Origin of the sequence: Clostridium sp. AM27-31LB, from assembly GCF_003480745.1 — a bacterium.
Taxonomy (GTDB): domain Bacteria; phylum Bacillota; class Clostridia; order Lachnospirales; family Lachnospiraceae; genus Butyribacter; species Butyribacter intestini.
The window spans coordinates 82,910-109,697 of the sequence record NZ_QUJS01000009.1 but is presented as its reverse complement, the minus strand read 5'-3'; the positions used below and the strand labels follow the sequence as shown (position 1 = coordinate 109,697).

The following is a 26,788-nucleotide window of genomic DNA, read 5'->3' as shown; positions in this document are numbered from 1 at the left end:
AGTAATTCAAAAATAGAAATTTTATAGAAGAATAAAAAAGCAGAGCTGTACCTTAGCGATTTTATATCGTTAAGGTACAGTTAATATATATTATAGAGCTTAATTATATATTAATTATTAGTCATTGTCACTGATTGTACCTGAATCAGAACATGTAATTTTAAATGTGCCATTTTGATGTTGAACAGGAATTTTTGAATTATAAAAGTAATATGTTACTTTAGCAGTTGCTTTGCCAATTTTAACATAATCAGAGGTGTAGCTACGTTCCCACTTGTTTACACGAACATTGGGTTTTAAAGAGCGAGATACACTCATGCCTGTACATTTTACATAACTAAAAAAACCTTTTGTATACCATTTGAAGCTTGCTTTAATAGTTATGCTTCCCCAATTAGAGATTGTGCGTGTCCTTGTAGCAGTATCTGTACCCTTTAAAGATAATGGTGCAACAATTGATGTTACTTTAACGGGGATATTTAGTGTATCAGTTATTAAGGTGCCATCAATATTTTTATATACTGTGGTTGTTATTTTTCTGTTATTTTCGCTATAAGATTCTGAAGATATTATGGTGGCGTTGTCTAGTAAATTATCGTTATCATATTTTATATAGTATGTTGAGTATTGGTCATTATGTGATGTTGTAGCTGCTGATGCTACCGTATTATTAATAATAATAATACAAAAAATGATAATCATACTTATTAGAATATTTTTGTTTTTTATTTTAAAATCCTCCATTGTAGTTTATGTTATTAAATCTCTATAATATACCTATGTCTGAAAAAATCCGTTCTATTTCATGCCATGAAGATAGATAATTATTTAGTTTTTCTTTTCCTGTGTTTGTAATTTTGTAATATTTTCTTTTAGGACCGTATGGAGATTCTATATAATATATATCTGTTAGTCCATCTTTATTTAATCTTCGTAATATTGCATAAAATGTACTCTCTTCTGTATCATAGAAATAATTCTGCAAAAATTTTATGATATCATAACCATATGCATCTTTTGTAGTTAATAATTGAAGAATGCATATGGTTAAAATTCCTCGTTTTAACTGTGAGTCCATTATTTCTCCTTTAATTTTAAATTTAATATATAGAAGATAATACATAACAATAATAATTCAAAATATATACATATATTTCCGAATATTAAAAGTCTAAATTCAGAAATTGTATCAGATAACATATGTAATTGATTTTCACAATATAGTAGTAGTGTTATTTCGGTGCAAATATGAAAAATTGTAATAATTCCAAAGAACTTATTTTTGTAAAGCTTATTGAAACAAAAGTATATGTTTATAAGAAACAAAATAAGCGAAATTAAAGTTATAATATAAGTACATATTTTGCCAGAATTATGAAATCTCAAATTTGGTAAAAAAAAGTTTTGTAATAAAACAATTGATACATCAATTCCAAATAAAAATATGTTATTTATTATACTAAAAACACAATAAAAATCTGATTATCCGCTAAAATACAGTATCTATCAGCATTTTCAAGGAAACAAACACATCAATTTACTACTTATTTACTACTAACGAATGAGCCTTGATACGCAAGTTTTCCTAGATATGCAAAGATATGGTACAGCACATCAGTATTGAAACAAGAAAAAATTGAATAACTTATAGACTATGGAACGCCTAACATGACGTTCCTTTTCTATTTCCAGCCGTTCTTATTGGACGGCTATTCTATTACCCAAAATGAAAGGAGCATTAGATTTATGAAAAAGATGTTAAAACGATTGTGTACGGGCTTCTTAGCTCTTGCAACTGTCGTTACTGCTTTACCGACGACATCCGTTCATGCAGAAAGCAAGCAATACTGGACGGAGTCAAAAGAGCGTGTCGGTATCGTTGAAAAAGTAATGAATGACGGTTCGATTGGTTCTACCTTTAACGAGGGACATTTGACCGTTGAGGGCGAGGACGCTTACTGTATCGACATTAACACAGATTTTAGGAACGGCTACAAGACCAGAGCTGACGCAAGCACCCGTATGAGTGCCGACCAGATAAGCGACGTTGCTTTATCTATCGAATATGTAAAACAGTACACAGACAGCCACAGCGGAATAAGCAAAAATCACGCCTACCTTTTAAGACAGCTTGTAGTCTGGCAGAGATTGAGTGTACATCTTGGCTGGCAATGCGATAACGTGCGAGCTTCTTATGATGAAATTCCAAAGGCAACGCAGGACGAAGTTTTCTCTGGTGCAAGAGCCTTTGTCAAAGAAAATAAAGGACGCTATGAATGTGGCGGTTATATCTACTCTGGCGAGGGTCAGGAATTGGGGCAATTCTGGGCGAAATTAAATGTCGGAAATGCGAAACTTAAAAAGATTTCCAGTAATACCAGCATTACAGACGGTAACGGGAATTACTCAATCGCTGGTGCAACATACGGTGTCTTTGCTGATAAGGACTGCACAAAACAGCTTGCCACCCTTACGACTGATGAAAACGGAAATACAGATGTTGCAGAGGTAACGGCAGGCACAGTCTATATCAAGGAATTATCCGCACCAGCAGGATATAAAGTGGATAAAAAAGTCTATCCATTGACAATCAAAGCTGGCGAAACAGCGACTTTGAACGTATCTGATACGCCAAAAGTAACGGACACTTTGATTGAGCTTTTCAAGATTGATATGGAAACACAGAAAGACAATCCGCAAGGGAGCGCTTCTTTAGCAGGTGCGGAATTTACATGGAAGTATTATGCAGGCTTCTATAATAAAGACAATCTCCCTGCCGAAGCTACTCGTACATGGGTTACAAAGACAATCGCTGAAACAGACAGCGACGGGACAACTCACTACATCACAAAATTAGCGGACGCATACAAGGTATCTGGAGATAGCTTCTATATGCAGGACGGCAAGGCGGTTCTTCCACTTGGAACGCTAACCGTTGAGGAAACGAAAGCTCCAAACGGCTACTTGTTAGAGGGTGCATATATGCAGGCTGGCGATAAGTCCGAACAGATTAAGGGCTTATATGTAACACAGATTACCGAGGACGGCGACCTTGCCGTATTATCTGGAAGTAACCAGTTTTCCGTATCAGACAAGGTTATCCGTGGCGGTGTCAAAATTCAGAAACGAGATTTAGAAACGGGCGATACAAAGCCACAAGGAAGTGCCACTCTGAAAGATACTGTCTTTGACATCATTTCCTTAAATGATAATTCTGTTTTGGTTGAGGGCAAGCTATATAAGAAAAATGAAGTCGTAAAAACTATTCGTACAGATATTGAGGGTATCGCTTCTACTTCTTCTGACCTCTTACCTTATGGAAAATTCCGTATTGTTGAGAGTGAAGCTCCCGACGGTTACTTAACTGACGGTGCAAAACCGATTGATTTTACAATCACAGAAAATGGAAAAATCGTGGACTTAACCGACGAAGCTCATTCTATCTACAATCAGATTAAGCGTGGAGATATTGAGGGTGTAAAAATCGGTGCAGGCACACATAAGCGTCTTGCTGATGTTCCTTTTAGGATCACAAGCAAGACAACGGGCGAAAATCATGTTGTGGTAACTGATGATAACGGGCAGTTTTCCACTTCTGCTGACTGGGCTTCTCATAAGCACAATACAAACGCAGGCAAGACCAGTGAGGACGGTGTGTGGTTTGGGACTTCTGAACCAGACGACAGCAAGGGGGCATTACCTTATGATACCTATATCATTGAAGAAATGCGTTGCGATAGTAACAAAGGCTTTGAACTTATCCCACCTTTTGAAATCGTGGTATCAAGAAATAACCTTGTGATTGATTTAGGAACGCTGACTGATGAATACGAAAAAGAAATCTCTATTCATACCACAGCGACCAGCAAAGACGGCGAAAAGACTATCCTTGCAGGAAAAGAGGTTACAATCGTTGATACTGTCAAATTAGACGGACTTACAAAAGGCACAAAGTATCAGCTCAAAGGCTGGCAGATGTTAAAGGAAGAAAACGCCGAGCTTATCATTGACGGGAAACGTGTAGAAAACGATTATACCTTTGTCGCTGATGATGAAGAAATGAAAGTGGAAATTTCCTATACATTCAATGCGTCTGCTTTAGGTGGCAAAAACCTTGTTACCTTTGAAGAATTATATGATTTCAGCAATTCAGACGAACCCGTAAAAGTTGCAGAACACAAAGACATTGAGGACGACGGGCAAACGGTACTTATCACAGAGCGTATCATCAAGATACATACTACCGTTACCGATAAGGACGGCAATAAAGAGCTTAAAGCAGGAAAAGAGGTTACAATCATTGATACCGTAACCTTAGAGGGCTTAGAAGTCGGTACACAGTACAAACTTGTGGGCTGGCAGATGTTGAAAGAAGAAAATGCAGAACTTCTTATCAATGGAAAACGTGTGGAAAGTGATTACACTTTTATTGCTGACAGCGAAGCTATGAAAGTGGAAGTTGCTTTTACGTTTGACGCTACTTCTCTTGACGGCAAACAGCTTGTAACTTTTGAGGAATTATACGATTTAAGCAATCCAGACGAGCCGAAGAAAGTTACCGAGCATAAGGATATTGAGGATAAGGGACAGACGATTACCTTTAAGGAAAAGCCAGAAGAACCAGAGAAACCCGAAACACCACCGACACCGGAAAAGCCTAACAGACCTAGCGACAGTCCCAAAACGGGCGACAGTACAAATGTAATGGCATTTATCGTGATGTTGCTTGCGTCTGCTGGTGGACTGGCTGGAACATATCTTTACAAACGCCGTAAAATGAAGAAATCATAAGGCGGTAACGGTATGAGGAAAGAAAAATCACGCTCTCCGCCGAAGCTGTCAAACGGCAGATTTTTGCTTATTCTGGCTTGTCTGCCAACAACCTGCAAGAACACGGATAGTCAAGGGTGCGTAAGCATTGATTTTACCCTTTACTATCTGGGGGATTGCTGGTACTTCCCAAACCGCCAGAATAAGAAATCACAATTAAAAAACTTATCAAATATAGAAAGAAACGAGGTAAAACAATATGGAAATGAAATATGTCGTGCCAGATATGGCACAGTCTTTTGGAACTCTTGAATTTGCAGGCGAAAGCGAGCCAGTCTTTGAAAGAGATAAAAATAATCGCAGGGTCTTAGCCAGACGAAGCTATAACCTTTATTCCGACGTACAGAAAGGCGAAAATGTTGTGGTAGAAATTCCCGTGCAGGCTGGCGAAAAGAAGTTCAAGTATGAGCAGAAAGTAAAACTTGTCAATCCGAAGTTATACGGCAGAGGTTACGCAATCGGGGATATGGGACATACCGATTATGTATTAGTTGCTGATGATATTGTAGCAGTTGAAGAAAAGTAAAGGAGTGAAGAAGTTATGAGATTATCAAACGGATTTGTTATTGACAAAGAGAAAACATTTGGAGAATTAAAATTTACAGCAGTGCGTGATGTGTTCTTACAGAATGAGGACGGGACACCGAGTACCCAGCTTAAAAAGCGTATCTATGATTTGAAGTGCAGTCTGCATGGTGGAATTATCCCCGTATCTGTACCGCCAGAAGTACCGTTAAGAGAATTTCCGTACAATGCAGTTGTGGAACTTGTCAATCCCGTAGCCGATACGGTATCACGAAAGACCTATACGGGTGCAGATGTGGACTGGTATGTAAAGGCAGAGGATATTGTATTGAAGAATAAAGGAAACCAGAACGCAGGAAGTCCACAGAACCATACACCGCAGGGACAGCCGAAAAAATAAAAATTCTCCTCATAAGTTAGAAAAATAGAGGTACTCTCCCGTTAGTAGATTGCCTACCTTATCGTAAATGGTTAAAATAACGATAGGAGGTGGCACAAATGTATCAAATCAACAATGAAAAATTTGGACAATTTTTAGCCGAAGTGCGAAAAGAAAAACAAATGACACAAAAGGACTTAGCAGATAAGTTGTTTGTGTCGGATAAAACAGTTAGTAAATGGGAACGTGGAAACAGTATGCCAAATGTTACATTACTTATCCCTATTGCTGATATACTTGGTATTACAGTAACAGAACTTTTACAAGGAGAAAAATTAAAAGAGAACAAGACATTAAATAGTGATGTGGTAGAAACTCTTGTTGTAAACTCGTTAGACTTGTCGTTGCGTGATACAATTCATCAACGAAAAAAGAACTGGATATTTGCATTTCTTATCTCAATCGGTGTGGTAGTTATAGAGGCAATATTATTAACTGTTTCTGGAATTTCCATAGAACAAATGGGAGATAGTTTGTATATATCTTTGTTAATGCTTTTGTTTGCAAGTTGGCTTTGCATTTTTGCGAAAGAATTATTACCGACATATTATGATACAAATAAAGTTAATTTTGTATCACAAGGAATTTTCAGAATACACATGGCAGGGCTATCTTTTAATAATGCAAACTGGGGATATGTATTAACAGTATTTAGAGTATTTACATTAGGAACTGCTATTCTATATCCTATTATTTGCTATATCAGTTTTTTAGTTGGTGGCATTTCATTATGGAATACTGTAAAACATCCAGCTATAATTATTTTGCTGATAGGAATGTTAGTAACAACCTATATTGTTGGGAAAAAACACGAATAATGATATAAGCAGTTAGTCTTAGGATTGACTGCTTTTTTCTTACCCAGAAAGGAGTGATTGATTTATGCGTAAGATTTGGAACAAAGGACACCGTATCAGAGCCAGCGACAAGCACCTTGTCTACCATTTTTCCATAGGAACGCTTCTGTTTATATTCGTGGCGGTTCTTCTGCTACTGAATATAAAACAGCTCATGCGTACCGATTGGGAGCATTTCAGCTTGTTAGAAAACGGCTTGACGCTCTCCCCTTACAACTTCATAACCATACTGATAGCGACTGGTGTTTGTGCATTGGTCGTTTTTCTGTATTACCGATTCTGTTACGACAGTTTCAAGAAGCTCCTGCACCGTCAAAAGCTGGCAAGAATGATACTGGAAAATAAGTGGTATGAAGCCGATACCATACAAGACAGCGTTTTTTTTACTGACCTGCAAAGCAGATCAAGGGAAAAAATCGTCTGGTTTCCAAAGATTTATTATCAAATGGAAAAGGGACTGCTTCATATCCGATGTGAAATCACATTAGGAAAATATCAAGACCAGCTTTTACGGTTAGAGGATAAATTGGAAAGTGGCTTGTATTGTGAGCTGACCGACAAGACCCTGCATGACGGCTATATCGAATATACCCTGCTTTATGATATGATAGCGAACCGCATTACCATTGATGAAGTACGGGCAGAAAACGGCTGTCTTAGACTGATGAAAAATCTTGTCTGGGAATATGACGCACTCCCTCATGCTCTGATTGCTGGTGGGACTGGTGGCGGTAAAACCTATTTTCTGCTGACGCTCATTGAAGCCTTACTGCATACCAACGCTGTCCTTTATATCTTAGACCCGAAGAACGCTGACCTTGCAGACTTAGGGACAGTTATGGGAAATGTGTATCACACCAAAGAAGAAATGATAGATTGCGTCAATGCCTTTTATGAGGGCATGGTACAGCGAAGTGAGGAAATGAAGCGACACCCGAACTATAAGACGGGCGAAAACTACGCCTATCTGGGACTGCCACCCTGCTTTCTTATCTTTGATGAATATGTGGCATTTTTTGAAATGCTGGGGACAAAAGAAAGCGTGAGCCTACTTAGCCAGTTAAAGAAAATCGTTATGTTAGGGCGACAAGCAGGTTATTTCCTTATCGTTGCCTGCCAGCGTCCAGACGCAAAGTATTTCTCGGACGGTATCAGAGATAACTTCAATTTCCGTGTGGGACTTGGGCGTATCAGCGAATTAGGTTACGGTATGCTGTTTGGTTCAGATGTGAAAAAGCAGTTTTTCCAGAAGCGTATCAAGGGGCGTGGCTATTGTGATGTGGGAACAAGTGTTATCAGTGAGTTTTACACGCCTTTAGTCCCGAAAGGACATGATTTTTTGCAGACTATCGGCTCTCTTGCACAAGCAAGGCAGGACGGGACGGCGACGTGCGAAGCGAAAGGCGACGGCACGGACTAGCCGTTGCTGGTGTGGCGTAAGCCACGCCAGCAGGTAAAACCCCTCGGTATCTAACAGAGGGGTACGTTTGCAAATAGACAATAGACAAAAAACATAGGAAACATAAGGCTTCTGGCATGGTTTTCTAGCAAAAATCGGCTGTGAAGTCGCCTTAAAAAACTTCACACTTTACAGATTGGGGGTATGGTTCTGAATGAAGAACAACGGATAAAAGAATTACGGGAGAAACGGATTGCTTACGGTATCTCACAAGGCAGGCTGGCGGTGGCTTCTGGTATCACAAGGGAATATTTCAACAAGATAGAAAGTGGAAAAATGAAGCCGTCAAAGGAACTTCTGGAAACTCTGCATAAGGAACTGGCAAGGTTCAATCCAGAAGTACCGCTTACCATGCTGTTTGATTATGTGAAAATTCGTTTTCCCACGCTGGATATACAGCACATCATCAAAGATATATTAAAACTGAATATCAATTATATGCTCCATGAAGATTACGGACATTACAGTTATACGGAGCATTATTCTTTAGGGGACATCTTTATCTATACGTCGGCTGACGAAGAAAAAGGTGTCCTTTTAGAGTTAAAGGGGCGTGGTTGCCGACAGTTTGAAAGTTACCTGCTGGCACAACAAAGAAGTTGGTATGACTTTCTCATGGACGCACTCATAGACGGTGGCGTGATGAAGCGTATCGACCTTGCTATCAACGACCATACGGGTATTTTGGATATTCCAGAGCTTGCGGAAAAATGCAGGAAACGGGAATATATCGGAAAGTCCAGAAGTTATAAGTTTTATCAGTCGGGCGAGCTTATCAAGCATAGAGAGGACGACAGAGAATATATGGGACGCACCCTTTATCTTGGTTCGCTAAAATCAGATGTGTATTTCTGTATCTATGAAAAGGACTATGAGCAGTACGTCAAGTTAGGGACACCGCTGGAAGAAGCCGACATTATCAACCGTTTTGAGATACGGCTTAGAAATGAACGTGCCTATTATGCAGTACGAGATTTGCTGACCTATTATGACGCAGAGCAGACTGCCTTTTCTATCATCAACCAGTATGTGCGGTTTGTTGATGAAGAAGCAGACAAGCGAAAAAATGACTGGAAACTCAATGACCGCTGGGCGTGGTTTATCGGCGATAACAGACAGAGCTTGAAGCTGACGACAAAGCCAGAGCCTTACACCTTAGACCGTACATTGCGGTGGGTACAACGGCAGGTAGCACCGACCTTGAAAATGCTGAAAAGGATTGATAAGGGAAACGGAACAGACTACATGAAAACTATCGAACAGCAGGCAAAGCTCACAGAAAAGCATGAAATGATAATCAAACAGCAGACGACCCCTGCAAAAGATTTAGTAGAAAGTTAGGAGTGATGAAAAAATGTGGGAATTATTGAAAGACTTCCTGCTGGTATCTGTTGGAACGGGTATCGGCGTAGCCTTGATGTGTATTTTAAGTGTTGGCAAAGGAGCTGACTATGAAATGAAGAAATTAAAAGAAAGCGAGGACAAATAACATGAATTTCGGGCAAAATTTGTATCAATGGTTTTTAAGCAACGCACAGAGCTTAGTGCTTATGTCGATTGTGGTTATCGGTATCTACTTAGGGTTCAAGCGTGAGTTTTCAAAACTTATCGGTTTCTTGGTAGTTGCCTTGATTGCTGTCGGCTTGGTATTCAATGCTGGCGGTGTGAAAGATGTACTGTTAGAGCTGTTCAATAAGATTATCGGTGCATAAAATTTTATTGTGGGGCTGATGTATGGGTGCTATAATGTGAAAAAAGAAGTAATCGAGGTGTTCTATTTTGAATGAGAGAGAAAAAATTATTCGTTTATGGTTTGATATGTGGTTGAAACAGCAAGACTTAGGAATAGATAAAATTTTTACAGAAGATGTTGTTTATACGGAAAGCTGGTGTCCTAAATATGAAAATCTTAAAACAGTAAAACATTGGTTTAATGAATGGAATACTCGTGGTAAAGTCATTATTTGGGATATTAAACAGTTCTTTCATAAAGAAAATCAAACTGTCGTAGAATGGTATTTTAAAAATGAAATGAATACGGGAAGCGTTGAAGAATTTGACGGTATTTCCTTAATTGAATGGACAGAAGATAACAAAATCAAATCATTAAAAGAATATGGTTGCAATCTGAATAACTATAATCCATATCAACACAGCGATAACCCTCAATTTAGAGATGAAAAAACAAACTGGTTTTAAAACTTAATCAAATTATATCCATATACATAAAGCAGTTAGTCTTAGGATTGACTGCTTTTTTCTTACCTAAAATCAGATTGGAGTGATGAAATGAGCGATATTTTTAAGGATATGCAGGCAAACGTCGGCTGTGATTATATTTCTAACCTGCCCTCTTACAAGCGTAAAGTGTGGCATGAAATGAAGCGATTACCGCTTACGAATTATGATATAAAACAGTTAGAAGATTTTTCAAAGTATGTGTTTGGTATGTCGTACCAGAGCTTAAAAGATGTGATGAAGCAACAGAAAGGACGTGAGGAACAATGCAGGAAACAAGGGTGCTGGTGGAAACGAGAGGAACAACTGGCGAAGAAACAATATCATACTGGTTCGACCTGCCGATAGATGTTGCCGAGTTTGAAGAAAAGTTAGGTATCGGTGCAGAAAGTGGGGATTATCGTATTATCGAAAAGGTGTTGCCTTATGCTGATGAAGTCCACGAACACACCAGCGTGTACCAGCTCAACGAATTAGATTTTATGTACCGCCAGCTTTCAAGTGATATGCAGGAAGAATATGTATCACTACTTACGGTGTTTGAAAATTTAGAAGCACTTTATATTTGCAGGAACGTGATTATTGTTTATCCCGACTGTAAAAGCATGATAGATGTTGCAAGGCAAAAGCTGATGAACGACCCGATGTTCAAGCATTTATCCGAGGACTGTCAAGAATACTACTTTGACTTTGAAGCCTACGCTTCTCACTTGCAGGAACACGGGAAATTTTTAGTAACAGAACACGGTATCTTTGAACTGCCAGAGTAGGAAATGAGGTGGTGCTTATGATTGATGATATGGCGGTTTATATTGCTAATCTTGGCAAATACAATGAGGGCTATTTAGTCGGTGCTTGGTTCACGTTCCCCATTGACGAGGAAGATGTGAAAGAAAAAATCGGCTTGAATGAACAGTATGAGGAATACGCTATCCATGATACCGACAACTTTCCCATTGCGATTGGCGAGTATGTTTCCATTGAAGAACTCAATGAGATGTATGAAATGATAGAGGAACTTCCCGACTATATTGTAGAGTGTCTGGACGAATTTATCAGCCACTATGGGACGCTGGAAGAAGTCGTGGAACATAAGGACGATATTTACTATTATCCCGACTGTGAAACCATGACAGATGTTGCCTACTACTACATAGACGAATTGCAGGCACTTGGGGACATTCCACCCAGCTTACAGAATTACATTGACTATGAAGCCTACGGGCGAGATTTGGATATGGGCGGTTGCTTTATTGAAACAAGCCGAGGTATGTGCGAGATACCATATTAACGCTGGAAGATCAGCGACAAGCATTGTTGCTACTGACAGCGTATTTCTCTTTAAGGGACAGTCTGAAAATGGCTGTCCTTTTCTATTTTGAAAGGAGCTGAAAGAACTTGAAAAAGATTAAAAGCTACACGGGTATCTGGAACGTGGAAAAAGTCTTGTATGCAATCAATGACTTTAACTTACCCTTTCCCGTTACTTTTACACAGATTACATGGTTTGTGATTACGGAATTTATCATCATTCTGTTTGGGGATATTCCCCCACTTTCCATGATTGAGGGAGCATTTCTCAAATACTTTGGTATTCCCGTTGCTCTCACTTGGTTCATGTCGCAGAAAACCTTTGACGGAAAGAAGCCGTACAGCTTTTTGAAATCACAGATAACCTATGCCCTGCGACCAAAAATCACTTATGCAGGAAAAGCCGTAAAACTGCATAAGCAGATATTGAATGAAACAATCACGGCAGTAAGGAGTGTGAACTATGTTCCCGATAAAATATATTGACAATAACCTTGTCTGGAACAAGGACAATGAGGTGTTCGCCTACTATGAGCTGATACCATACAACTATTCTTTTCTATCCGCAGAGCAGAAATTTATCGTGCATGACAGTTTCCGACAGCTTATCGCACAGTCCCGTGAGGGTAAAATTCATGCGTTGCAGATTGCCACAGAAAGCTCAATCCGCAGTATGCAGGAACAGTCAAAGAAGCTGGTAACTGGAAAATTAAAGGAAGTTGCCTGCCAGAAGATAGACGAACAGACCGAAGCGTTAGTATCTATGATTGGGGACAATCAAGTGGACTACCGCTTTTTTCTTGGCTTTAAGCTCATGGTTACGGAAGAACAGCTCAATCTGAAGAACATCAAAAAATCGGTGTGGCTGACGTTCACAGAATTTCTCCATGAAGTGAACCACACGCTGATGAATGATTTTGTTTCCATGCCGAATGATGAAATCAACCGTTACATAAAAATGGAAAAGTTACTGGAAAATAAAATCTCCCGTCGCTTTAAGGTGCGTCGCTTGGAAATCCATGATTTTGGGTATCTCATGGAACATCTTTACGGCAGGGACGGTATCGCTTATGAAGATTATGAGTACCAGCTACCAAAGAAAAAATTGAACAAAGAGACGCTGATAAAATACTACGACCTTATCCGTCCGACAAGGTGTGTGATTGAGGAAAGCCAGCGGTATTTACGATTGGAACATGAGGACAAGGAAAGCTATGTGTCCTATTTTACCGTCAATGCGATTGTAGGAGAGCTTGATTTTCCGTCGTCTGAAATCTTCTATTTCCAGCAACAGCAATTCACATTCCCCGTTGATACGAGCATGAATGTAGAAATCGTGGAAAATCGGAAAGCATTAACGACCGTCCGCAACAAGAAAAAGGAACTGAAAGACCTTGATAATCACGCCTATCAAGCAGGAAGTGAAACCAGCTCAAATGTGGTGGACGCTTTAGACAGCGTGGACGAGCTGGAAACTGATTTAGACCAGACAAAAGAAAGTATGTATAAGTTAAGCTACGTCATACGGGTGTCTGCACCCGATCTTGACGAGCTGAAACGCCGTTGTGATGAAGTCAAGGACTTTTACGACGACCTCAATGTAAAGCTGGTGCGTCCTGCTGGGGATATGCTGGGGCTTCATTCTGAATTTTTACCAGCCAGCAAGCGATATATCAATGACTATGTGCAGTATGTAAAATCAGATTTTTTAGCTGGGCTTGGCTTTGGTGCGACACAGCAGTTAGGAGAAACTACGGGTATCTATATGGGCTATTCTGTTGATACGGGAAGAAATGTGTACCTGCAACCGTCCCTTGCCAGTCAAGGTGTAAAAGGTACAGTTACCAACGCTTTAGCGTCTGCTTTTGTCGGTTCGCTTGGCGGTGGGAAATCGTTCTGTAACAATCTTCTGGTATATTATGCGGTGCTGTTTGGCGGTCAAGCACTTCTGTTAGACCCTAAAAGTGAGCGTGGTAACTGGAAAGAAACGCTCCCAGAGATTGCACATGAAATCAATATCGTAAATCTTACCAGCGATAAGGACAATGCAGGGCTTCTTGACCCGTTTGTGATTATGAAGAATGTAAAAGACGCTGAAAGTCTGGCAATCGACATCTTAACATTCCTTACGGGTATTTCTTCAAGGGACGGCGAAAAATTCCCCGTACTTCGTAAGGCAGTACGCTCCGTTACCCAGAGCGACAGTCGGGGCTTGCTCCATGTGATAGACGAGCTACGCCGTGAAGATACGCCCATATCAAGAAATATCGCAGACCATATCGACAGCTTCACGGACTACGACTTTGCACACCTGCTGTTTTCAGACGGTACGGTAGAAAATGCTATCAGTCTGGATAATCAGCTCAATATCATTCAAGTAGCCGACCTTGTACTGCCAGATAAAGATACCACTTTTGAAGAATACACGACCATTGAATTGTTGTCTGTGTCTATGCTGATTGTGATTAGTACCTTTGCCCTTGATTTTATCCATTCGGACAGAAGCATTTTTAAGATTGTCGATTTAGACGAAGCGTGGGCGTTCTTAAATGTGGCACAAGGAGAAACCTTATCAAATAAGCTGGTTCGTGCTGGGCGAGCTATGCAGGCAGGCGTTTATTTCGTTACCCAGTCTGCCTATGACGTGTCAAAGGAAAGTCTGAAAAACAATATCGGCTTAAAGTTTGCATTTAGAAGCACGGATATAAACGAGATAAAGCAGACCTTAGAGTTTTTCGGTATCGACAAGGACGATGAGAACAACCAGAAACGCTTGCGTGATTTGGAGAACGGACAATGCTTATTGCAGGACTTATACGGGCGTGTCGGTGTGGTGCAGATACACCCAGTCTTTGAAGAACTGCTACACGCCTTTGATACCAGACCGCCCGTACAGAGAAATGAGGTGGAGTGATGAAAGAAAGGATAAAAGGTGTGTTCACAAAAAAGAAGATTTTCCACTTTCTCAAAATGGCTCTGTTCGTGGTGGCACTCTCCCTTATCCTGCTTTCACTTTTGGGGACGGTGGCTCATGCGACGGGGCTTGTAGACGATACCATAAACGCAGAAAATCTTTATTCAAAATATCCCCTTTCCAACTACCAGCTTGATTTTTTCGTCGATAATAGCTGGTCGTGGCTTCCGTGGAACTGGCTCGACGGTATCGGAAAATCGGTACAATACGGGCTGTACTGCATTACCAACTTTGTCTGGACTATCAGTTTGTATTTGAGTAATGCAACGGGCTATGTGGTGCAGGAAGCCTATAAGCTGGACTTCATCAATGATATGGCAGACAGTATCGGAAAGAGCATACAGACCCTTGCAGGCGTTACCGAGAACGGCTTTTCTTCTACGGGCTTCTATGTTGGTTTCCTGCTTCTCATTATCTTAGTGGTGGGAATGTACGTTGCTTATACGGGACTGATAAAACGGGAAACCAGCAAAGCACTTCACGCTGTTATCAACTTTGTGGTGGTGTTCGTGCTGTCCGCTTCATTTATTGCTTATGCTCCCGACTATATCAAGAAGATAAATGAATTTTCATCAGACATCAGTACCGCTTCTTTGGATTTGGGAACAAAAATCATGCTCCCTAACTCCGACAGCGAGGGTAAGGACAGCGTGGACTTGATACGGGACAGCCTATTTTCTATTCAAGTGGAACAGCCGTGGCTCTTGCTTCAATTCGGGAACAGCAACGCAGAAGAAATCGGGACAGACCGTGTAGAAGCTCTCGTATCGGCAAGTCCAGAGGACGAGGACGGGAAAACCAGAGAGGAAGTCGTGAAAACAGAAATCGAGGACAACGACAATAACAATCTGACAATACCGCAGGTCGTGAACCGTTTGGGTATGGTGTTCTTCCTCTTGTTCTTTAACTTGGGTATCACGATATTTGTATTCTTGCTTACGGGCATGATGTTGTTCAGCCAGATACTTTTTATTATCTTTGCAATGTTTTTACCTATCAGTTTTTTACTTTCCATGATACCGAGCTATGAAAGCATGGCAAAGCAGGCAATCGTGAGAGTATTTAATACCATAATGACACGGGCAGGAATAACGCTCATTGTAACGGTGGCATTTAGTATTTCCAGTATGTTTTACAACATTTCCACAGACTACCCATTCTTTATGGTGGCGTTCTTGCAGATAGTATGTTTCGCTGGTATCTACATGAAGCTGGGCGACTTAATGAGTATGTTCTCACTTAATGCTGGCGACAGTCAAAGCATGGGACGACGCATATTCCGCAGACCGTATCTGTTTATGCGACATCGGGCTAGGCGTATGGAACACCGTATTGCAAGGGCGGTAAGTGCTGGCGGTATTTCGGGCGGTGTAGCTGGTGCGGTGGCTGGAAGTGCCGTTGCTGGCAAGAGAGCCGAAAGAAAAAATACGGCTTCTAAAGAAAATCGGGGCAATACCACTTCCAGCATGGGACAGCGTGCAGGTTCAAAAGTCGGTGCTGTTTTAGATACGAAAAATAAAGTGAAAGACAAGGCAAACGCTGTCAAAGAGAATATCAAGGATATGCCGACACAGACCGCTTATGCGGTGTATTCCGCAAAGGAAAAGGCAAAGTCCAGCGTGTCCGACTTCAAGCGTGGCATGGTGCAGGAACAGCAGTCCAGACAGACGGGACGCTTGGAAAAGCAGGAACAGCGTAAGAAAAATATCGCTGACAAACGTATGGAGCTTCAAAAGGCACAAGAAGCAAGGCAGGTACAGCGAAAGGCTGACGGATCAGCGACAACGGGAGCTACCCGTCCCCATGAGCGACCAGTCACAGCTTCAACCATTCCAAAGCCGAGTGTTGAAAAAATGCAGGAAGTCAAACGCCCAGCCACAGCTCCAACTCCGAAAGCAAGTGAGCCAGTCAAGACAAATGTTATCAAAGAGCGTCCGTTATCTTCTGGTGCTTCTGATAAGAAAGCACCCCAGCCTACACAGACAGTACATAGGCAGAATGTAGAAAAAGTGGTATCGCAGGAAACACGCCAGAATGACACCAAAGACCGCAGGATAAAGGTTCAGCAGACCCAGAGCGTCCAGAAGAACCAGCAGACCATAGAGAAAACCCGTAACCTTGTAACGAAGAAAGGACAGAAGAAAAAATGAAACTGAAACATATCGCTATCATTGGCAGTCTGTTTCCTATCCTCTTTTCTCTGGTGCTTTTCTTTGGCGTCCTCATTAGTGCGGACAGCGACGACGAGAACAGCAATTTTTCTTCTGGCATTACGGGTATGAACCTATCCGCAGAAGTCTTGAAACATCAGCCTATGGTAGAAAAATACGCCAGAGAAAACGGTATCTCCGAGTATGTCAATGTGTTACTTGCTATCATTCAAGTAGAAAGTGGCGGTACGGCAGAAGATGTTATGCAGAGTTCGGAAAGTCTTGGTTTACCGCCTAATTCCTTAGATACGGAAAGCTCAATCAAGCAGGGGTGTAAGTATTTTGCGTCCCTGCTTTCTTCCTGCAAAAATCAAGGTATCGACGACTTGAATGTAGCGATACAGTCTTATAACTATGGCGGTGGCTATGTGGGATATGTGGCAGGAAAAGGAAAAAAACACACTTTTAATCTTGCAGAGAGCTTCGCCCGTGAGAAATCGGGTGGAAAGAAAGTAACCTACACCAACCCGATAGCCGTTGCTAAGAATGGGGGCTGGCGGTATGGCTATGGAAATATGTTCTATGTGGAAGTAGTCAATCAGTATTTAGCAGTTCCGCAGGTATCGGGAGAACTGGCACAAAAGGTAATGAATGAAGCGTTGAAATATCAAGGCTGGAAGTATGTGTATGGTGGCAGTAACCCGAATACTTCCTTTGATTGTTCGGGATTGACGCAATGGTGCTATGGAAAAGCTGGTATCTCCTTACCGAGAACAGCACAAGCACAGTATGACGCAACCCAACATCTGCCACTCTCGCAGGCAAAAGCAGGCGATTTGGTGTTTTTCCATTCCACCTATAACGCTGGTTCGTATGTAACACACGTCGGTATTCTTGTTTCGCCGACACAGATGTACCACGCAGGCGACCCGATAGGATATGCAGACCTAAGTAGTAGTTACTGGCAACAGCACTTAATCGGTGCAGGACGAGTAAAACAATAGAAAGGACTTGAAAAATATGTTTAAGAAGAATAAGAAACAGACAGAAACTATCAAAGAACCAAAAGAAAAAAAGGTGCGTACTGTCAAGGTAGGCACACATAAGAAAACCGTGATTGCGTTGTGGGTGGTGCTTGTCGCAAGCGTGAGCTTTGGGGTGTATAAGAATTTTACGGCTATCGACCAGCACACCACCCATGAAAAAGAAATCATTGAACTTTGCTTGCAGGACACCAACGGGATAGAAAATTTCGTGAAAAACTTTGCGAAGTCCTATTACACATGGGATAACAGCAAAGAAGCTATCGAAGCAAGGACGCAGGCAATCAGCGGTTATCTGACAAAGGAATTGCAGGACTTAAATGTAGACACCATTAGAACCGATATACCGACCAGCTCCACGGTTACAGATGTGATTGTATGGCATATCGAGCAATCGGGAGCGGACACTTTTTCTGCTACCTACGAAGTAGATCAGCAGATAAAAGAGGGAGAACAGACAAGCAATGTGAAAGCAACCTATACTGTAAAAGTCTATGTGGACGCAGACGGGGATATGGTAATCGTTCAAAACCCTACCCTTGCACCAGCAGTTGAAAAATCAGACTATGAGCCTAAGACACCAGAAGCAGACGCAAGCGTGGACGCTGATACGGTAAATGACGCTACCGCTTTTCTGGAAACATTCTTTAAGCTGTACCCAACAGCGACGGAAAAAGAGCTTGCTTACTATGTATTGGGAAATGTGATTGAACCTATCGGCAGGGACTACCTTTATTCTGAACTGGTAAACCCTATCTTTATAAAGGACGGCGACAATGTGAAAGTCAAGGTTGCGGTAAAATTCATTGATAATCAGACAAAAGCGACGCAGGTATCGCAGTATGAGCTTGTGCTACATAAGGATAGTAACTGGAAGATTGTAGGATAAATGATATAGCGTGCATTTCCTATCAGATTTGCACGCTTTTACAAAACGACAAGAAAACTGTGCAAAAATATTGACTTGTAATGACCGAATGCTATAATATAAATGACAAGTGTACTTGGTATTATTTGAAGGGAGCGTTATATAATGGATAAAGAAAAAATACTATCACAAAACAAAAAAGAGAATCTATATCTTGATGAATACGAAAAACATATTAAACTTCAAGGGAAATCTTTTGGCTTAATGTTTGTTTTATTTATCTGCATTTTAATTCTTTTCATTAAAGCAGTTTGTAAAGAACCTTACTATGACATAATGACAATTATTGGGTCTGTGGCATTTGGCTCTATGGGTTATGAAGCACATATTTCAAAAAATAAATCCAAATTTGTTATTGCTTTATTCTTTTTTCTATTTATGGGGTATTACTTTTATAAATTTTTAATGGTAGGTTTATAGAATGGACGAACATTTAATTTTGCGAAACAGATTAAAAACTGTACGAAAAGAAAAAAAATTATCACAAACAGAATTAGCTGAACTAGTCGGGGTTTCTCGGAATACAGTTAGTTCTATTGAAACTGGACAATTTAATCCAACAGCAAAATTGGCATTAGTGCTTTGTATAGCTTTAGATAAAAAATTTGAAGAATTATTTTATTTTGATTAAAGGAGAGAACGATTATGGAATTAGAGGAATTGATTGTTGAAATAGTTATAGGATTGTTTTTACTTTTTACATCTTATCAAATAGGTATAAAAGAGAATATTACTTTATTACATGGTTATCATTATACACAACTTGACCCTAAAGATAAAAAGGTGTTTACAAAAAAAATAGGAATAGGCACTTTACTGGTTAGTATTGGTATTCTTGTTATGCCGATTATCAATTTAATCTCTCATTCTGAATTAGGCTATTACATAGGTCTTATTTTGATTGTTGTAGGAGTGTTTTATATCATATTCATCATTGTAAAATACAATGGAAAACTTATTAGCTTTAAAAAGTAGAATTGAGGTATGAATATGATAGGACTGAACAAAAGAGATATAAAAAAGGCATTGAAAGCTGGTGCAAAAGCTGGCGGTGTATCATTGGCTGATGTTCGGGCGGATATTGAAGCTACGATTGATGAAGCTATGAATAGCACCGACCCAGAGGTGCAGGCAAATTTCAAAAAGTATTTTGGGAATAAACGCCCTACACCAGAAGAATATATTTATATCATTACGAAAAAGACAAAGGCAAAATTATAATAAAAGGGTCGTGGAAATGCTTCACAAAATTGTGATCTGCATTATCACGGCTCTTTTACTCTCTGTTTACTTTCAAAACTGTAAGTGTAATTGAATACTGCCCTTGCTATAATTTAATTGTATTCCAAAACAAATAAATGTGGCAGGAAGAAAGGAGCGATTTTTAATGGAACACATTTTAAATTTAGAGCAAGTAAAAAAATACTACGGGGGTAACTCTGGAAATATCACAAAGGCAGTAGACGGTATTTCTATGTATGTAGATAAGGGCGAATTTGTCGCAATCATGGGAGCTAGTGGTTCTGGAAAGACTACCCTATTAAACTGTATCTCTACGATTGATACTGTAACCAGCGGACACATTACAGTCAATAATCAAGATATTACCAAAATCAAGGATAAAGATTTTGCTGATTTCAGACGTGAAAATTTAGGGTTCATTTTTCAAGATTTCAACCTTTTAGATACTTTAACGATTGGAGAAAACATTTCTTTATCATTGGTTATCAACAAACAGAACCCTACTGATATTGAGAAAAGAGTTCATGCTATCGCCGATAAATTGGGTATTCGTGATATTTTATCGAAATTTCCTTATGAAGTTTCTGGCGGACAAAAACAGCGTTGTGCTTGTGCTAGAGCCTTAATCAATGAACCGAAACTGATTTTAGCTGATGAACCGACGGGAGCTTTGGACTCAAAAGCTTCCAGATTATTACTGGAAACAATGTCTGAAATCAACAAGAAAATGCAGGCTACTATTTTAATGGTAACACATGACCCGTTTAGTGCGTCTTTCTGTGAACGTATTTTGTTCTTGAAAGACGGTAAAATATTCAATGAAATTTTCAGAGGGGAAAAAAGCAGAAAAGATTTCTTCAATGAAATACTGGATATATTAACCTTGCTCGGAGGTGAAGTGGGAAATGTTAGGTAAGTTAGCGTATAGAAATACAAAAAGAAATATTAAAGATTATTTGATTTATCTGATAACCGTTACTGCATCCTTTTCTCTTATATTTGCTTTTAATTTGGTGGCAAATTCTGATGAAATTGTAAAGTTATGTTCCAGTATGGATGCATTTAAGAATTCATTGTTCGCTGTAAATATTCTTATTATTTTTGTGATATGCTTTTTGATCAACTATACAACGAAATTTATGTTTGAAAAAAGAAGTAAAGAATTAGGAACATATATGCTTCTTGGCATTAAGAAAAAAGAAATTGCCCACTTAGTTGTAATTGAAAATATACTGTTGGGAATTTTAGCATTTGTATTAGCTATTCCTATTGGCTTTTTATTCAGCCAGTTTGTGTCGTTAGTAATTGTAAACTTACTGGGTATTCCAAAAACTCTCTTTATTTCTTTGAATTTCGTTTCTATTGGACTATTGATAATTTATTTTTTAACTATTTATGTTTTGGTTTTGCTTAATCTATTAAGAAGAATAAGTAAAATGACGATACGTGATTTTCTTTATTTTGACAAACAAAATGAAAAGAAAATGTTCCGTGACAGTAAAAAAAGAAATGTCATTTTTGTTTTAAGTATTATTCTTGGTGCGATTTCTCTTTTTCTCTGGAATTCACGTTGTACTATGGATAATTTTAATAAGCAAGAAACACTTACTTATTTGATGGTAAGCGTAATCATGTTGATTATCAGCATTTATGGTATATCTACAACTTGTGCAGATATGTTCTTGACTGTTATCTTAAAATTTTGTATAATAGGAATTGAAGTTAAATTAGATGCTAAAAATTTGTAATTAAGAAGGAGGGATTCGTCATGTTGGTATTCCAAATGCGTAATGTAGATAAAACATCTACTGTTTTGAAACAGACTAAAAACAGTGATTACGCAGATAAATAAATACGTTAGATTAATTCCTACCAGTGACTAATCTTATGACTTTTTAAACAGATAACTAAAATTACAAACAAATCGTTTAACTTCTGTATTTATTTACAGATGTAATCACTTCAGGAGTGATTACATGAACAAAAATATAAAATATTCTCAAAACTTTTTAACGAGTGAAAAAGTACTCAACCAAATAATAAAACAATTGAATTTAAAAGAAACCGATACCGTTTACGAAATTGGAACAGGTAAAGGGCATTTAACGACGAAACTGGCTAAAATAAGTAAACAGGTAACGTCTATTGAATTAGACAGTCATCTATTCAACTTATCGTCAGAAAAATTAAAACTGAATACTCGTGTCACTTTAATTCACCAAGATATTCTACAGTTTCAATTCCCTAACAAACAGAGGTATAAAATTGTTGGGAATATTCCTTACCATTTAAGCACACAAATTATTAAAAAAGTGGTTTTTGAAAGCCGTGCGTCTGACATCTATCTGATTGTTGAAGAAGGATTCTACAAGCGTACCTTGGATATTCACCGAACACTAGGGTTGCTCTTGCACACTCAAGTCTCGATTCAGCAATTGCTTAAGCTGCCAGCGGAATGCTTTCATCCTAAACCAAAAGTAAACAGTGTCTTAATAAAACTTACCCGCCATACCACAGATGTTCCAGATAAATATTGGAAGCTATATACGTACTTTGTTTCAAAATGGGTCAATCGAGAATATCGTCAACTGTTTACTGAAAATCAGTTTCATCAAGCAATGAAACACGCCAAAGTAAACAATTTAAGTACCATTACTTATGAGCAAGTATTGTCTATTTTTAATAGTTATCTATTATTTAACGGGAGGAAATAATTCTATGAGTCGCTTTTTTAAATTTGGAAAGTTACACGTTACTAAAGGGAATGGAGATAAATTATTAGATATACTACTGACAGCTTCCAAGAAGCTAAAGAGGTCCCTAGCGCCTACGGGGAATTTGTATCGATAAGGGGTACAAATTCCCACTAAGCGCTCGGGACCCCTTGTAGGAAAATGTCCTAAGTGTGGCAACAATATTGTATTAAAAAAATCGTTTTATGGTTGTTCAAATTATCCTGAATGTAAGTTTACTTTAGCTGAACATTTTAGAAAGAAAAAACTAACCAAAACGAATGTAAAAGAATTACTGGAGGGAAAAGAAACCCTGGTAAAAGGAATCAAAAACAAAGAGAAAAAGCCCTACAATGCCGTTGTAAAAATTGGGGAAAAGGGATATATTGATTTTATCTCTTTTTCAAATCAAAACCACCGGCTTAGCCGGTGGTTTGTACTAGCCCTATAAGGGCTTATTACCGACGCTAAGTCTAAAGACTCATCGAATTTGGTTCGCCAACTGTACCGTCATTTACTTATTAAGCCCTATGGGGCTTATTTTATTTATTTTGGTTTACTGGCTCACCCGTAAACGGGTCAATATATTCTTTTAGTGTCATCTGATCATACTCTAAATCATTTTGTAATTGATTTTGAATATATTCTTGTATCTTCTTTGCATTTTTCCCTACAGTATCTACGTAATATCCTCTGCACCAGAAATGGCGATTTCCATATTTGTATTTTAAATTTGCATGGCGTTCGAAGATCATAAGTGTACTTTTTCCTTTCAAATACCCTACAAAACTTGAAACACTTAAACTTGGTGGTATCTTTACAAGCATATGCACATGGTCTGGGCATATCTCTGCCTCTACTATTTCTACACCTTTTCTTTTGCATAGCATACTTAAAATATTCGCAATATCCTGTTTCATCTTCCCATACGCTACTTTTCTTCTATATTTTGGTGCAAAAACAATATGATACTTACAATTCCATTTCGTATGTGCTAAACTGTTTATATCCATTTGGATAACCTCCTTTGATTTTATGTGGTTGGCGAACCAACATAATTATATCACTGGAGGTTTTTTACTGTAAGCTTAAGCAATGCTGACTCACCGGCCTAGCCGGTGGTTTATTTGTTCATCAAAGTTCCGTTTCTCTTCTGAGAAACTCCACTATGCTGAACAGGCTTAAAGCCTAACAAATAAACATAAAAGCCCTTTAAAGAGGGCTTTTATATATTAATCACAAATCACTTATCACAAATCACAAGTGATTAATCACAAATCACTTGTGATTTGTGATTCTTAATGATACAATATTACTATGTTTTAGCTTTAAAGGCTCGTACAGACTATATGTTTTGTGCGGGCTTTTTTCATACCCGAAAAAATTTAAAAAATTTTTCAAAAGAGGTCATTAAATCACACCTAGCTGTCCTTATATGGTGCGGAAAGAGGGATAAACACTTTTCAAATCATAAAGGAAAGGAGGTGAGATTGATGAAACCGTCTGACTTCCAGAAAACAGTTCAATGTCGTTTTGAAAGTTGTTTAAAGAAAGTTGTCCGTAGTGTCGTGAAAGATTATTACAAGGAATTAAACCGTCGTAAGAATAAAGAAATATCTTTCAGCGAATTGCCAGATGTCCTTGTTGATAAAATGGCTGTTTGGGACGACTACGAAACAGATTATACAATCTTTTCAGTATGTGGCATTGATATTCGTGTCCTTGATGATGAATTGGCAGAAGCCTTGAAGAAACTTCCAGAAAGAAAACGCAATACTCTGTTGATGTATTACTTCTTGGAAATGACAGAAAGTGAAATTGCCAACTTGCAGAAAATCACGCAAAGCGGTGTATTTAGAAACCGACATCACGCTTTGGAAACTATGAAAAAAATACTCAAGGAGGAACATTAGAAAATGAAACAGTTATTTAAGAAACCGTCTTATTACTTGATTTCATCAGCTATGGACGGAAACGAAAAAGCGATTGAAAAATTACTGGCATTTTATGACCCTTACATATCAAAGTGCTGTTTGCGTTCACTTTATGATGAATACGGCAATGTTTATATCGTTGTAGATATGGAATTAAAAGGACGTATCAGAGAAGCACTTATCAAAATGATTTTAGGTTTTGATATTGAAGATATGGACTTAGAACCAGAAGAATAAGCAGTTTTTAGCGGAGCATGATTTAATATCCCCCTCTTTCCTGCTCTGCCACCTGCTTTTATATGAAAGCAACACGCTTTCACCACAGCTCTTTGACAACTGAATAAAGCAGACAGATACGTTTGTGAGATGGCGAGCCACGGGGACTGTACGCCACGACCTTTTCAAAAGAAAGCGAGCGACCCACGCAGTGATCCGAGAGCGACTGTTGGAAAAGTTGTTTTGCCACGACCTATCCTCACAGAATAATGATACGTCCGCATGGTGCGGTTCTGCCCACAAGAATGGGAATAGTTGAGATACTAATGGAGCTTTCCAAAGCCGTCTGCCTGCTTGTAAAAAACGACACACAGTAAAGGGGGGTGCATAGATTATGAACAATACTGATGTGCCTATTTGGGAAAAATATACGCTGACGGTTGAAGAAGCGTCCAAATACTTCCGCATTGGCGAAAAGAAATTGCGTAAATTAGCCGAAGAAAATCTTGACGCTGGCTGGGTTATCGTGAACGGCAACCGTATTCAGATTAAGCGAAAACAATTTGAAAAAATCATAGATACATTGGACGAAATCTAATGTCATTGAGCCGTAGATATGGTATAATAAATATAGCGTATCACGGCTCGTTCCATGACGGAAAGGAGCTTTACACTATGTCTAATGTAAAACGAAAAGACAGTAAAAATCGCAATTTGCGTAATGGAGAGAGCCAGCGAAAAGACGGAAGATACGTTTATAAATATACCGATATATACGGAAAGCCACAATTTATCTATTCTTGGAAACTTGTACCGACAGACAAGACACCTGCTGGAAAGCGTGATGATATATCGTTGAGGGAAAAAGAAACACAGATTAAAAAAGACCTTAACGACGGTATCGATACAGCAGGCGGTAAAATGACAGTCTGCCAGCTCTACGACAAGAAGAACAGCCAAAGAAAGAACATCAAGAGGGCTACTGAAAAAGGACGACAGTATCTTATGAACGCTCTGAAAAATGACCCATTGGGTATGAGGGCGATTGATACTGTTAAGCAGTCGGACGCTAAAGAATGGGCTATCAGAATGAGCGAAAAAGGATACGCCTATAAAACGATTGATAACTACAAGCGTTCCTTGAAAGCGTCATTTTACATGGCGATACAAGACGACTGTATCAGAAAGAACCCGTTTGAATTTAAGCTAAGTGATGTTCTGGAAGATGATACGGAGCAGAAAGTTATCCTTACACCAGAGCAGGAAGAACGCCTGCTTGCCTTTATGGAAAAGGATAAGATTTACAGCAAGTATTATGATGAGGTTGTGCTTCTGCTGGAAACGGGACTTCGTATTTCTGAATTTTGCGGACTAACGACGCATATTGATATGCAGAACAGAATACTCAATATAGACCACCAGTTATTGAAAGACAGCGAAATCGGCTACTATATTGAAACGCCAAAGACCAAAAACGGAAAACGAGAACTTCCATTGACAGAACGGGCTTATCAAGCAATCCAAAGAATACTAAAGAACAGAGGAAAGGCACAACCGTTGATTGTAGGTGGTTATAGCAATTTCCTATTCTTGAACCGTGAGGGCTTACCTAAAGTTGCAGGAAACTATGAGGGCATGGTGCGAGGACTAATTAAGAAGTATAACAAGTATCACACGGACAAGTTACCGAACATCACACCACATTCATTCCGACATACTTACTGTACGAATATGGCAAACAGAGGAATGAACCCAAACACCCTGCAATATCTTATGGGACACGCTAACATAACCATGACACTTGGCTATTATGCACACGGTACATTTCAATCTGCAAAAGCAGAACTGGAAAGACTGGCTTGTTAATATCGGAGCTTATATTTACTACTCATTTACTACTTTTGGTTGCA

The 26,788-nt window shown here is 39.1% G+C and carries 33 protein-coding genes and 1 pseudogene; 31 read left to right on the top strand and 3 right to left on the bottom strand.

Features of this window, described 5'->3' with window-relative positions; genetic code table 11:
- Positions 1 to 117: 117 nt before the first annotated feature.
- A complete protein-coding gene (locus DW721_RS12820; RefSeq protein WP_118745984.1) occupies positions 118 to 744 on the bottom strand; it encodes a hypothetical protein in 627 nt (208 codons plus the stop codon).
- 22 nt (positions 745 to 766) lie between these two features.
- Positions 767 to 1,078, bottom strand: coding sequence for a PadR family transcriptional regulator (locus DW721_RS12815; protein WP_118745983.1), 312 nt, complete (start codon positions 1,076 to 1,078; stop codon positions 767 to 769).
- Positions 1,079 to 1,746: 668 nt separating this feature from the next.
- Between DW721_RS12815 and DW721_RS12810 the strand changes: the two genes are divergently transcribed.
- From DW721_RS12810 to DW721_RS12670, 27 genes and pseudogenes are all read left to right on the top strand, one after another.
- Positions 1,747 to 4,791: an SrtB-anchored collagen-binding adhesin gene (locus tag DW721_RS12810; protein WP_118745982.1), complete on the top strand. Its 3,045-nt coding sequence runs from the start codon at positions 1,747 to 1,749 to the stop codon at positions 4,789 to 4,791.
- 12 nt (positions 4,792 to 4,803) lie between these two features.
- Complete coding sequence (locus DW721_RS12805; protein ID WP_016440371.1) at positions 4,804 to 5,082, top strand: hypothetical protein; 279 nt, start codon at positions 4,804 to 4,806, stop codon at positions 5,080 to 5,082.
- Positions 5,030 to 5,356: a YdcP family protein gene (locus tag DW721_RS12800; protein WP_005339720.1), complete on the top strand. Its 327-nt coding sequence runs from the start codon at positions 5,030 to 5,032 to the stop codon at positions 5,354 to 5,356. Before DW721_RS12805 ends, DW721_RS12800 begins: the two co-directional genes overlap by 53 nt.
- Before the next feature lie 15 nt (positions 5,357 to 5,371).
- Positions 5,372 to 5,755: a YdcP family protein gene (locus DW721_RS12795; protein ID WP_003432338.1), complete on the top strand. Its 384-nt coding sequence runs from the start codon at positions 5,372 to 5,374 to the stop codon at positions 5,753 to 5,755.
- Positions 5,756 to 5,853: 98 nt separating this feature from the next.
- Positions 5,854 to 6,612 carry a helix-turn-helix transcriptional regulator gene (locus DW721_RS12790; RefSeq protein ID WP_048923953.1) on the top strand — a complete coding sequence of 253 codons (759 nt, stop codon included), beginning with the start codon at positions 5,854 to 5,856 and terminating at the stop codon, positions 6,610 to 6,612.
- Positions 6,613 to 6,676: 64 nt separating this feature from the next.
- Complete coding sequence (locus tag DW721_RS12785; protein ID WP_048923954.1) at positions 6,677 to 8,071, top strand: FtsK/SpoIIIE domain-containing protein; 1,395 nt, start codon at positions 6,677 to 6,679, stop codon at positions 8,069 to 8,071.
- Between the two features lie 183 nt (positions 8,072 to 8,254).
- Positions 8,255 to 9,451, top strand: coding sequence for a MobT family relaxase (gene mobT / locus DW721_RS12780; protein WP_003062030.1), 1,197 nt, complete (start codon positions 8,255 to 8,257; stop codon positions 9,449 to 9,451).
- A gap of 13 nt (positions 9,452 to 9,464) precedes the next feature.
- Complete coding sequence (locus tag DW721_RS12775; protein WP_003061156.1) at positions 9,465 to 9,599, top strand: DUF3789 domain-containing protein; 135 nt, start codon at positions 9,465 to 9,467, stop codon at positions 9,597 to 9,599.
- 1 nt (position 9,600) lies between these two features.
- A complete protein-coding gene (locus DW721_RS12770) occupies positions 9,601 to 9,822 on the top strand; it encodes a hypothetical protein (RefSeq protein WP_003060793.1) in 222 nt (73 codons plus the stop codon).
- Between the two features lie 67 nt (positions 9,823 to 9,889).
- Positions 9,890 to 10,309, top strand: a complete 420-nt coding sequence (locus tag DW721_RS12765; RefSeq protein ID WP_003060053.1) for a nuclear transport factor 2 family protein — start codon at positions 9,890 to 9,892, stop codon at positions 10,307 to 10,309.
- Between the two features lie 90 nt (positions 10,310 to 10,399).
- A complete protein-coding gene (locus DW721_RS12760; RefSeq protein ID WP_008687105.1) occupies positions 10,400 to 10,696 on the top strand; it encodes a hypothetical protein in 297 nt (98 codons plus the stop codon).
- Positions 10,615 to 11,118: an antirestriction protein ArdA gene (locus tag DW721_RS12755; protein ID WP_003062492.1), complete on the top strand. Its 504-nt coding sequence runs from the start codon at positions 10,615 to 10,617 to the stop codon at positions 11,116 to 11,118. The genes DW721_RS12760 and DW721_RS12755 overlap by 82 nt, the downstream gene beginning before the upstream one ends.
- A gap of 17 nt (positions 11,119 to 11,135) precedes the next feature.
- Complete coding sequence (locus tag DW721_RS12750; RefSeq protein WP_002323345.1) at positions 11,136 to 11,639, top strand: antirestriction protein ArdA; 504 nt, start codon at positions 11,136 to 11,138, stop codon at positions 11,637 to 11,639.
- A gap of 107 nt (positions 11,640 to 11,746) precedes the next feature.
- Positions 11,747 to 12,145, top strand: a complete 399-nt coding sequence (locus DW721_RS12745; RefSeq protein WP_003061368.1) for a conjugal transfer protein — start codon at positions 11,747 to 11,749, stop codon at positions 12,143 to 12,145.
- Entirely contained in the window at positions 12,123 to 14,573 is a 2,451-nt protein-coding gene (locus tag DW721_RS12740; RefSeq protein WP_003060327.1) for an ATP-binding protein, read from the top strand. Before DW721_RS12745 ends, DW721_RS12740 begins: the two co-directional genes overlap by 23 nt.
- Positions 14,573 to 16,783: an MFS transporter gene (locus tag DW721_RS12735; RefSeq protein WP_003060083.1), complete on the top strand. Its 2,211-nt coding sequence runs from the start codon at positions 14,573 to 14,575 to the stop codon at positions 16,781 to 16,783. Before DW721_RS12740 ends, DW721_RS12735 begins: the two co-directional genes overlap by 1 nt.
- Positions 16,780 to 17,787, top strand: coding sequence for a bifunctional lysozyme/C40 family peptidase (locus DW721_RS12730; RefSeq protein ID WP_003059774.1), 1,008 nt, complete (start codon positions 16,780 to 16,782; stop codon positions 17,785 to 17,787). The genes DW721_RS12735 and DW721_RS12730 overlap by 4 nt, the downstream gene beginning before the upstream one ends.
- 16 nt (positions 17,788 to 17,803) lie before the next feature.
- On the top strand, positions 17,804 to 18,715 hold the full coding sequence (locus tag DW721_RS12725) for a conjugal transfer protein (RefSeq protein WP_003062215.1): 912 nt from the start codon (positions 17,804 to 17,806) through the stop codon (positions 18,713 to 18,715).
- Between the two features lie 144 nt (positions 18,716 to 18,859).
- Positions 18,860 to 19,174 carry a DUF6442 family protein gene (locus tag DW721_RS12720; protein ID WP_003061887.1) on the top strand — a complete coding sequence of 105 codons (315 nt, stop codon included), beginning with the start codon at positions 18,860 to 18,862 and terminating at the stop codon, positions 19,172 to 19,174.
- A 1-nt stretch (position 19,175) separates the two neighbouring features.
- Entirely contained in the window at positions 19,176 to 19,385 is a 210-nt protein-coding gene (locus tag DW721_RS12715) for a helix-turn-helix transcriptional regulator (RefSeq protein WP_007286202.1), read from the top strand.
- A 14-nt stretch (positions 19,386 to 19,399) separates the two neighbouring features.
- Entirely contained in the window at positions 19,400 to 19,729 is a 330-nt protein-coding gene (locus DW721_RS12710; protein WP_003061243.1) for a DUF3784 domain-containing protein, read from the top strand.
- A gap of 15 nt (positions 19,730 to 19,744) precedes the next feature.
- On the top strand, positions 19,745 to 19,975 hold the full coding sequence (locus DW721_RS12705) for a hypothetical protein (RefSeq protein WP_003060191.1): 231 nt from the start codon (positions 19,745 to 19,747) through the stop codon (positions 19,973 to 19,975).
- A 166-nt stretch (positions 19,976 to 20,141) separates the two neighbouring features.
- Positions 20,142 to 20,912 carry an ABC transporter ATP-binding protein gene (locus DW721_RS12695; RefSeq protein WP_003061398.1) on the top strand — a complete coding sequence of 257 codons (771 nt, stop codon included), beginning with the start codon at positions 20,142 to 20,144 and terminating at the stop codon, positions 20,910 to 20,912.
- Positions 20,902 to 21,744: an ABC transporter permease gene (locus DW721_RS12690; protein ID WP_003060411.1), complete on the top strand. Its 843-nt coding sequence runs from the start codon at positions 20,902 to 20,904 to the stop codon at positions 21,742 to 21,744. Before DW721_RS12695 ends, DW721_RS12690 begins: the two co-directional genes overlap by 11 nt.
- Positions 21,745 to 21,764: 20 nt before the next feature.
- A complete protein-coding gene (locus DW721_RS12685; protein WP_001814874.1) occupies positions 21,765 to 21,848 on the top strand; it encodes a 23S rRNA methyltransferase attenuation leader peptide in 84 nt (27 codons plus the stop codon).
- Between the two features lie 124 nt (positions 21,849 to 21,972).
- Positions 21,973 to 22,710 (top strand): 23S rRNA (adenine(2058)-N(6))-methyltransferase Erm(B), encoded by a 738-nt coding sequence (gene erm(B) / locus DW721_RS12680; protein ID WP_117479738.1) that lies wholly within the window; start codon positions 21,973 to 21,975, stop codon positions 22,708 to 22,710.
- A 169-nt stretch (positions 22,711 to 22,879) separates the two neighbouring features.
- Positions 22,880 to 23,179, top strand: a pseudogene (locus DW721_RS12670) (topoisomerase C-terminal repeat-containing protein); the annotation flags it as partial.
- Between the two features lie 91 nt (positions 23,180 to 23,270).
- Here DW721_RS12670 and tnpA read toward each other — a convergent pair.
- Positions 23,271 to 23,741, bottom strand: a complete 471-nt coding sequence (gene tnpA, locus DW721_RS12665; RefSeq protein WP_009264818.1) for an IS200/IS605 family transposase — start codon at positions 23,739 to 23,741, stop codon at positions 23,271 to 23,273.
- Positions 23,742 to 24,221: 480 nt separating this feature from the next.
- Between tnpA and DW721_RS12660 the strand changes: the two genes are divergently transcribed.
- The 4 genes from DW721_RS12660 (at position 24,222) to DW721_RS12640 (ending at position 26,744) form a co-directional block, all read left to right on the top strand.
- Positions 24,222 to 24,641, top strand: a complete 420-nt coding sequence (locus DW721_RS12660) for a sigma-70 family RNA polymerase sigma factor (protein ID WP_003061815.1) — start codon at positions 24,222 to 24,224, stop codon at positions 24,639 to 24,641.
- A gap of 3 nt (positions 24,642 to 24,644) precedes the next feature.
- Positions 24,645 to 24,899 carry a helix-turn-helix domain-containing protein gene (locus tag DW721_RS12655; RefSeq protein ID WP_002322727.1) on the top strand — a complete coding sequence of 85 codons (255 nt, stop codon included), beginning with the start codon at positions 24,645 to 24,647 and terminating at the stop codon, positions 24,897 to 24,899.
- 373 nt (positions 24,900 to 25,272) lie between these two features.
- The gene (locus tag DW721_RS12645; RefSeq protein WP_002322728.1) at positions 25,273 to 25,476 is read left to right on the top strand and encodes an excisionase; all 204 of its coding nucleotides are present in this window, start codon (positions 25,273 to 25,275) and stop codon (positions 25,474 to 25,476) included.
- Positions 25,477 to 25,553: 77 nt separating this feature from the next.
- The gene (locus tag DW721_RS12640) at positions 25,554 to 26,744 is read left to right on the top strand and encodes a site-specific integrase (RefSeq protein WP_003062094.1); all 1,191 of its coding nucleotides are present in this window, start codon (positions 25,554 to 25,556) and stop codon (positions 26,742 to 26,744) included.
- Positions 26,745 to 26,788 lie beyond the last annotated feature (44 nt).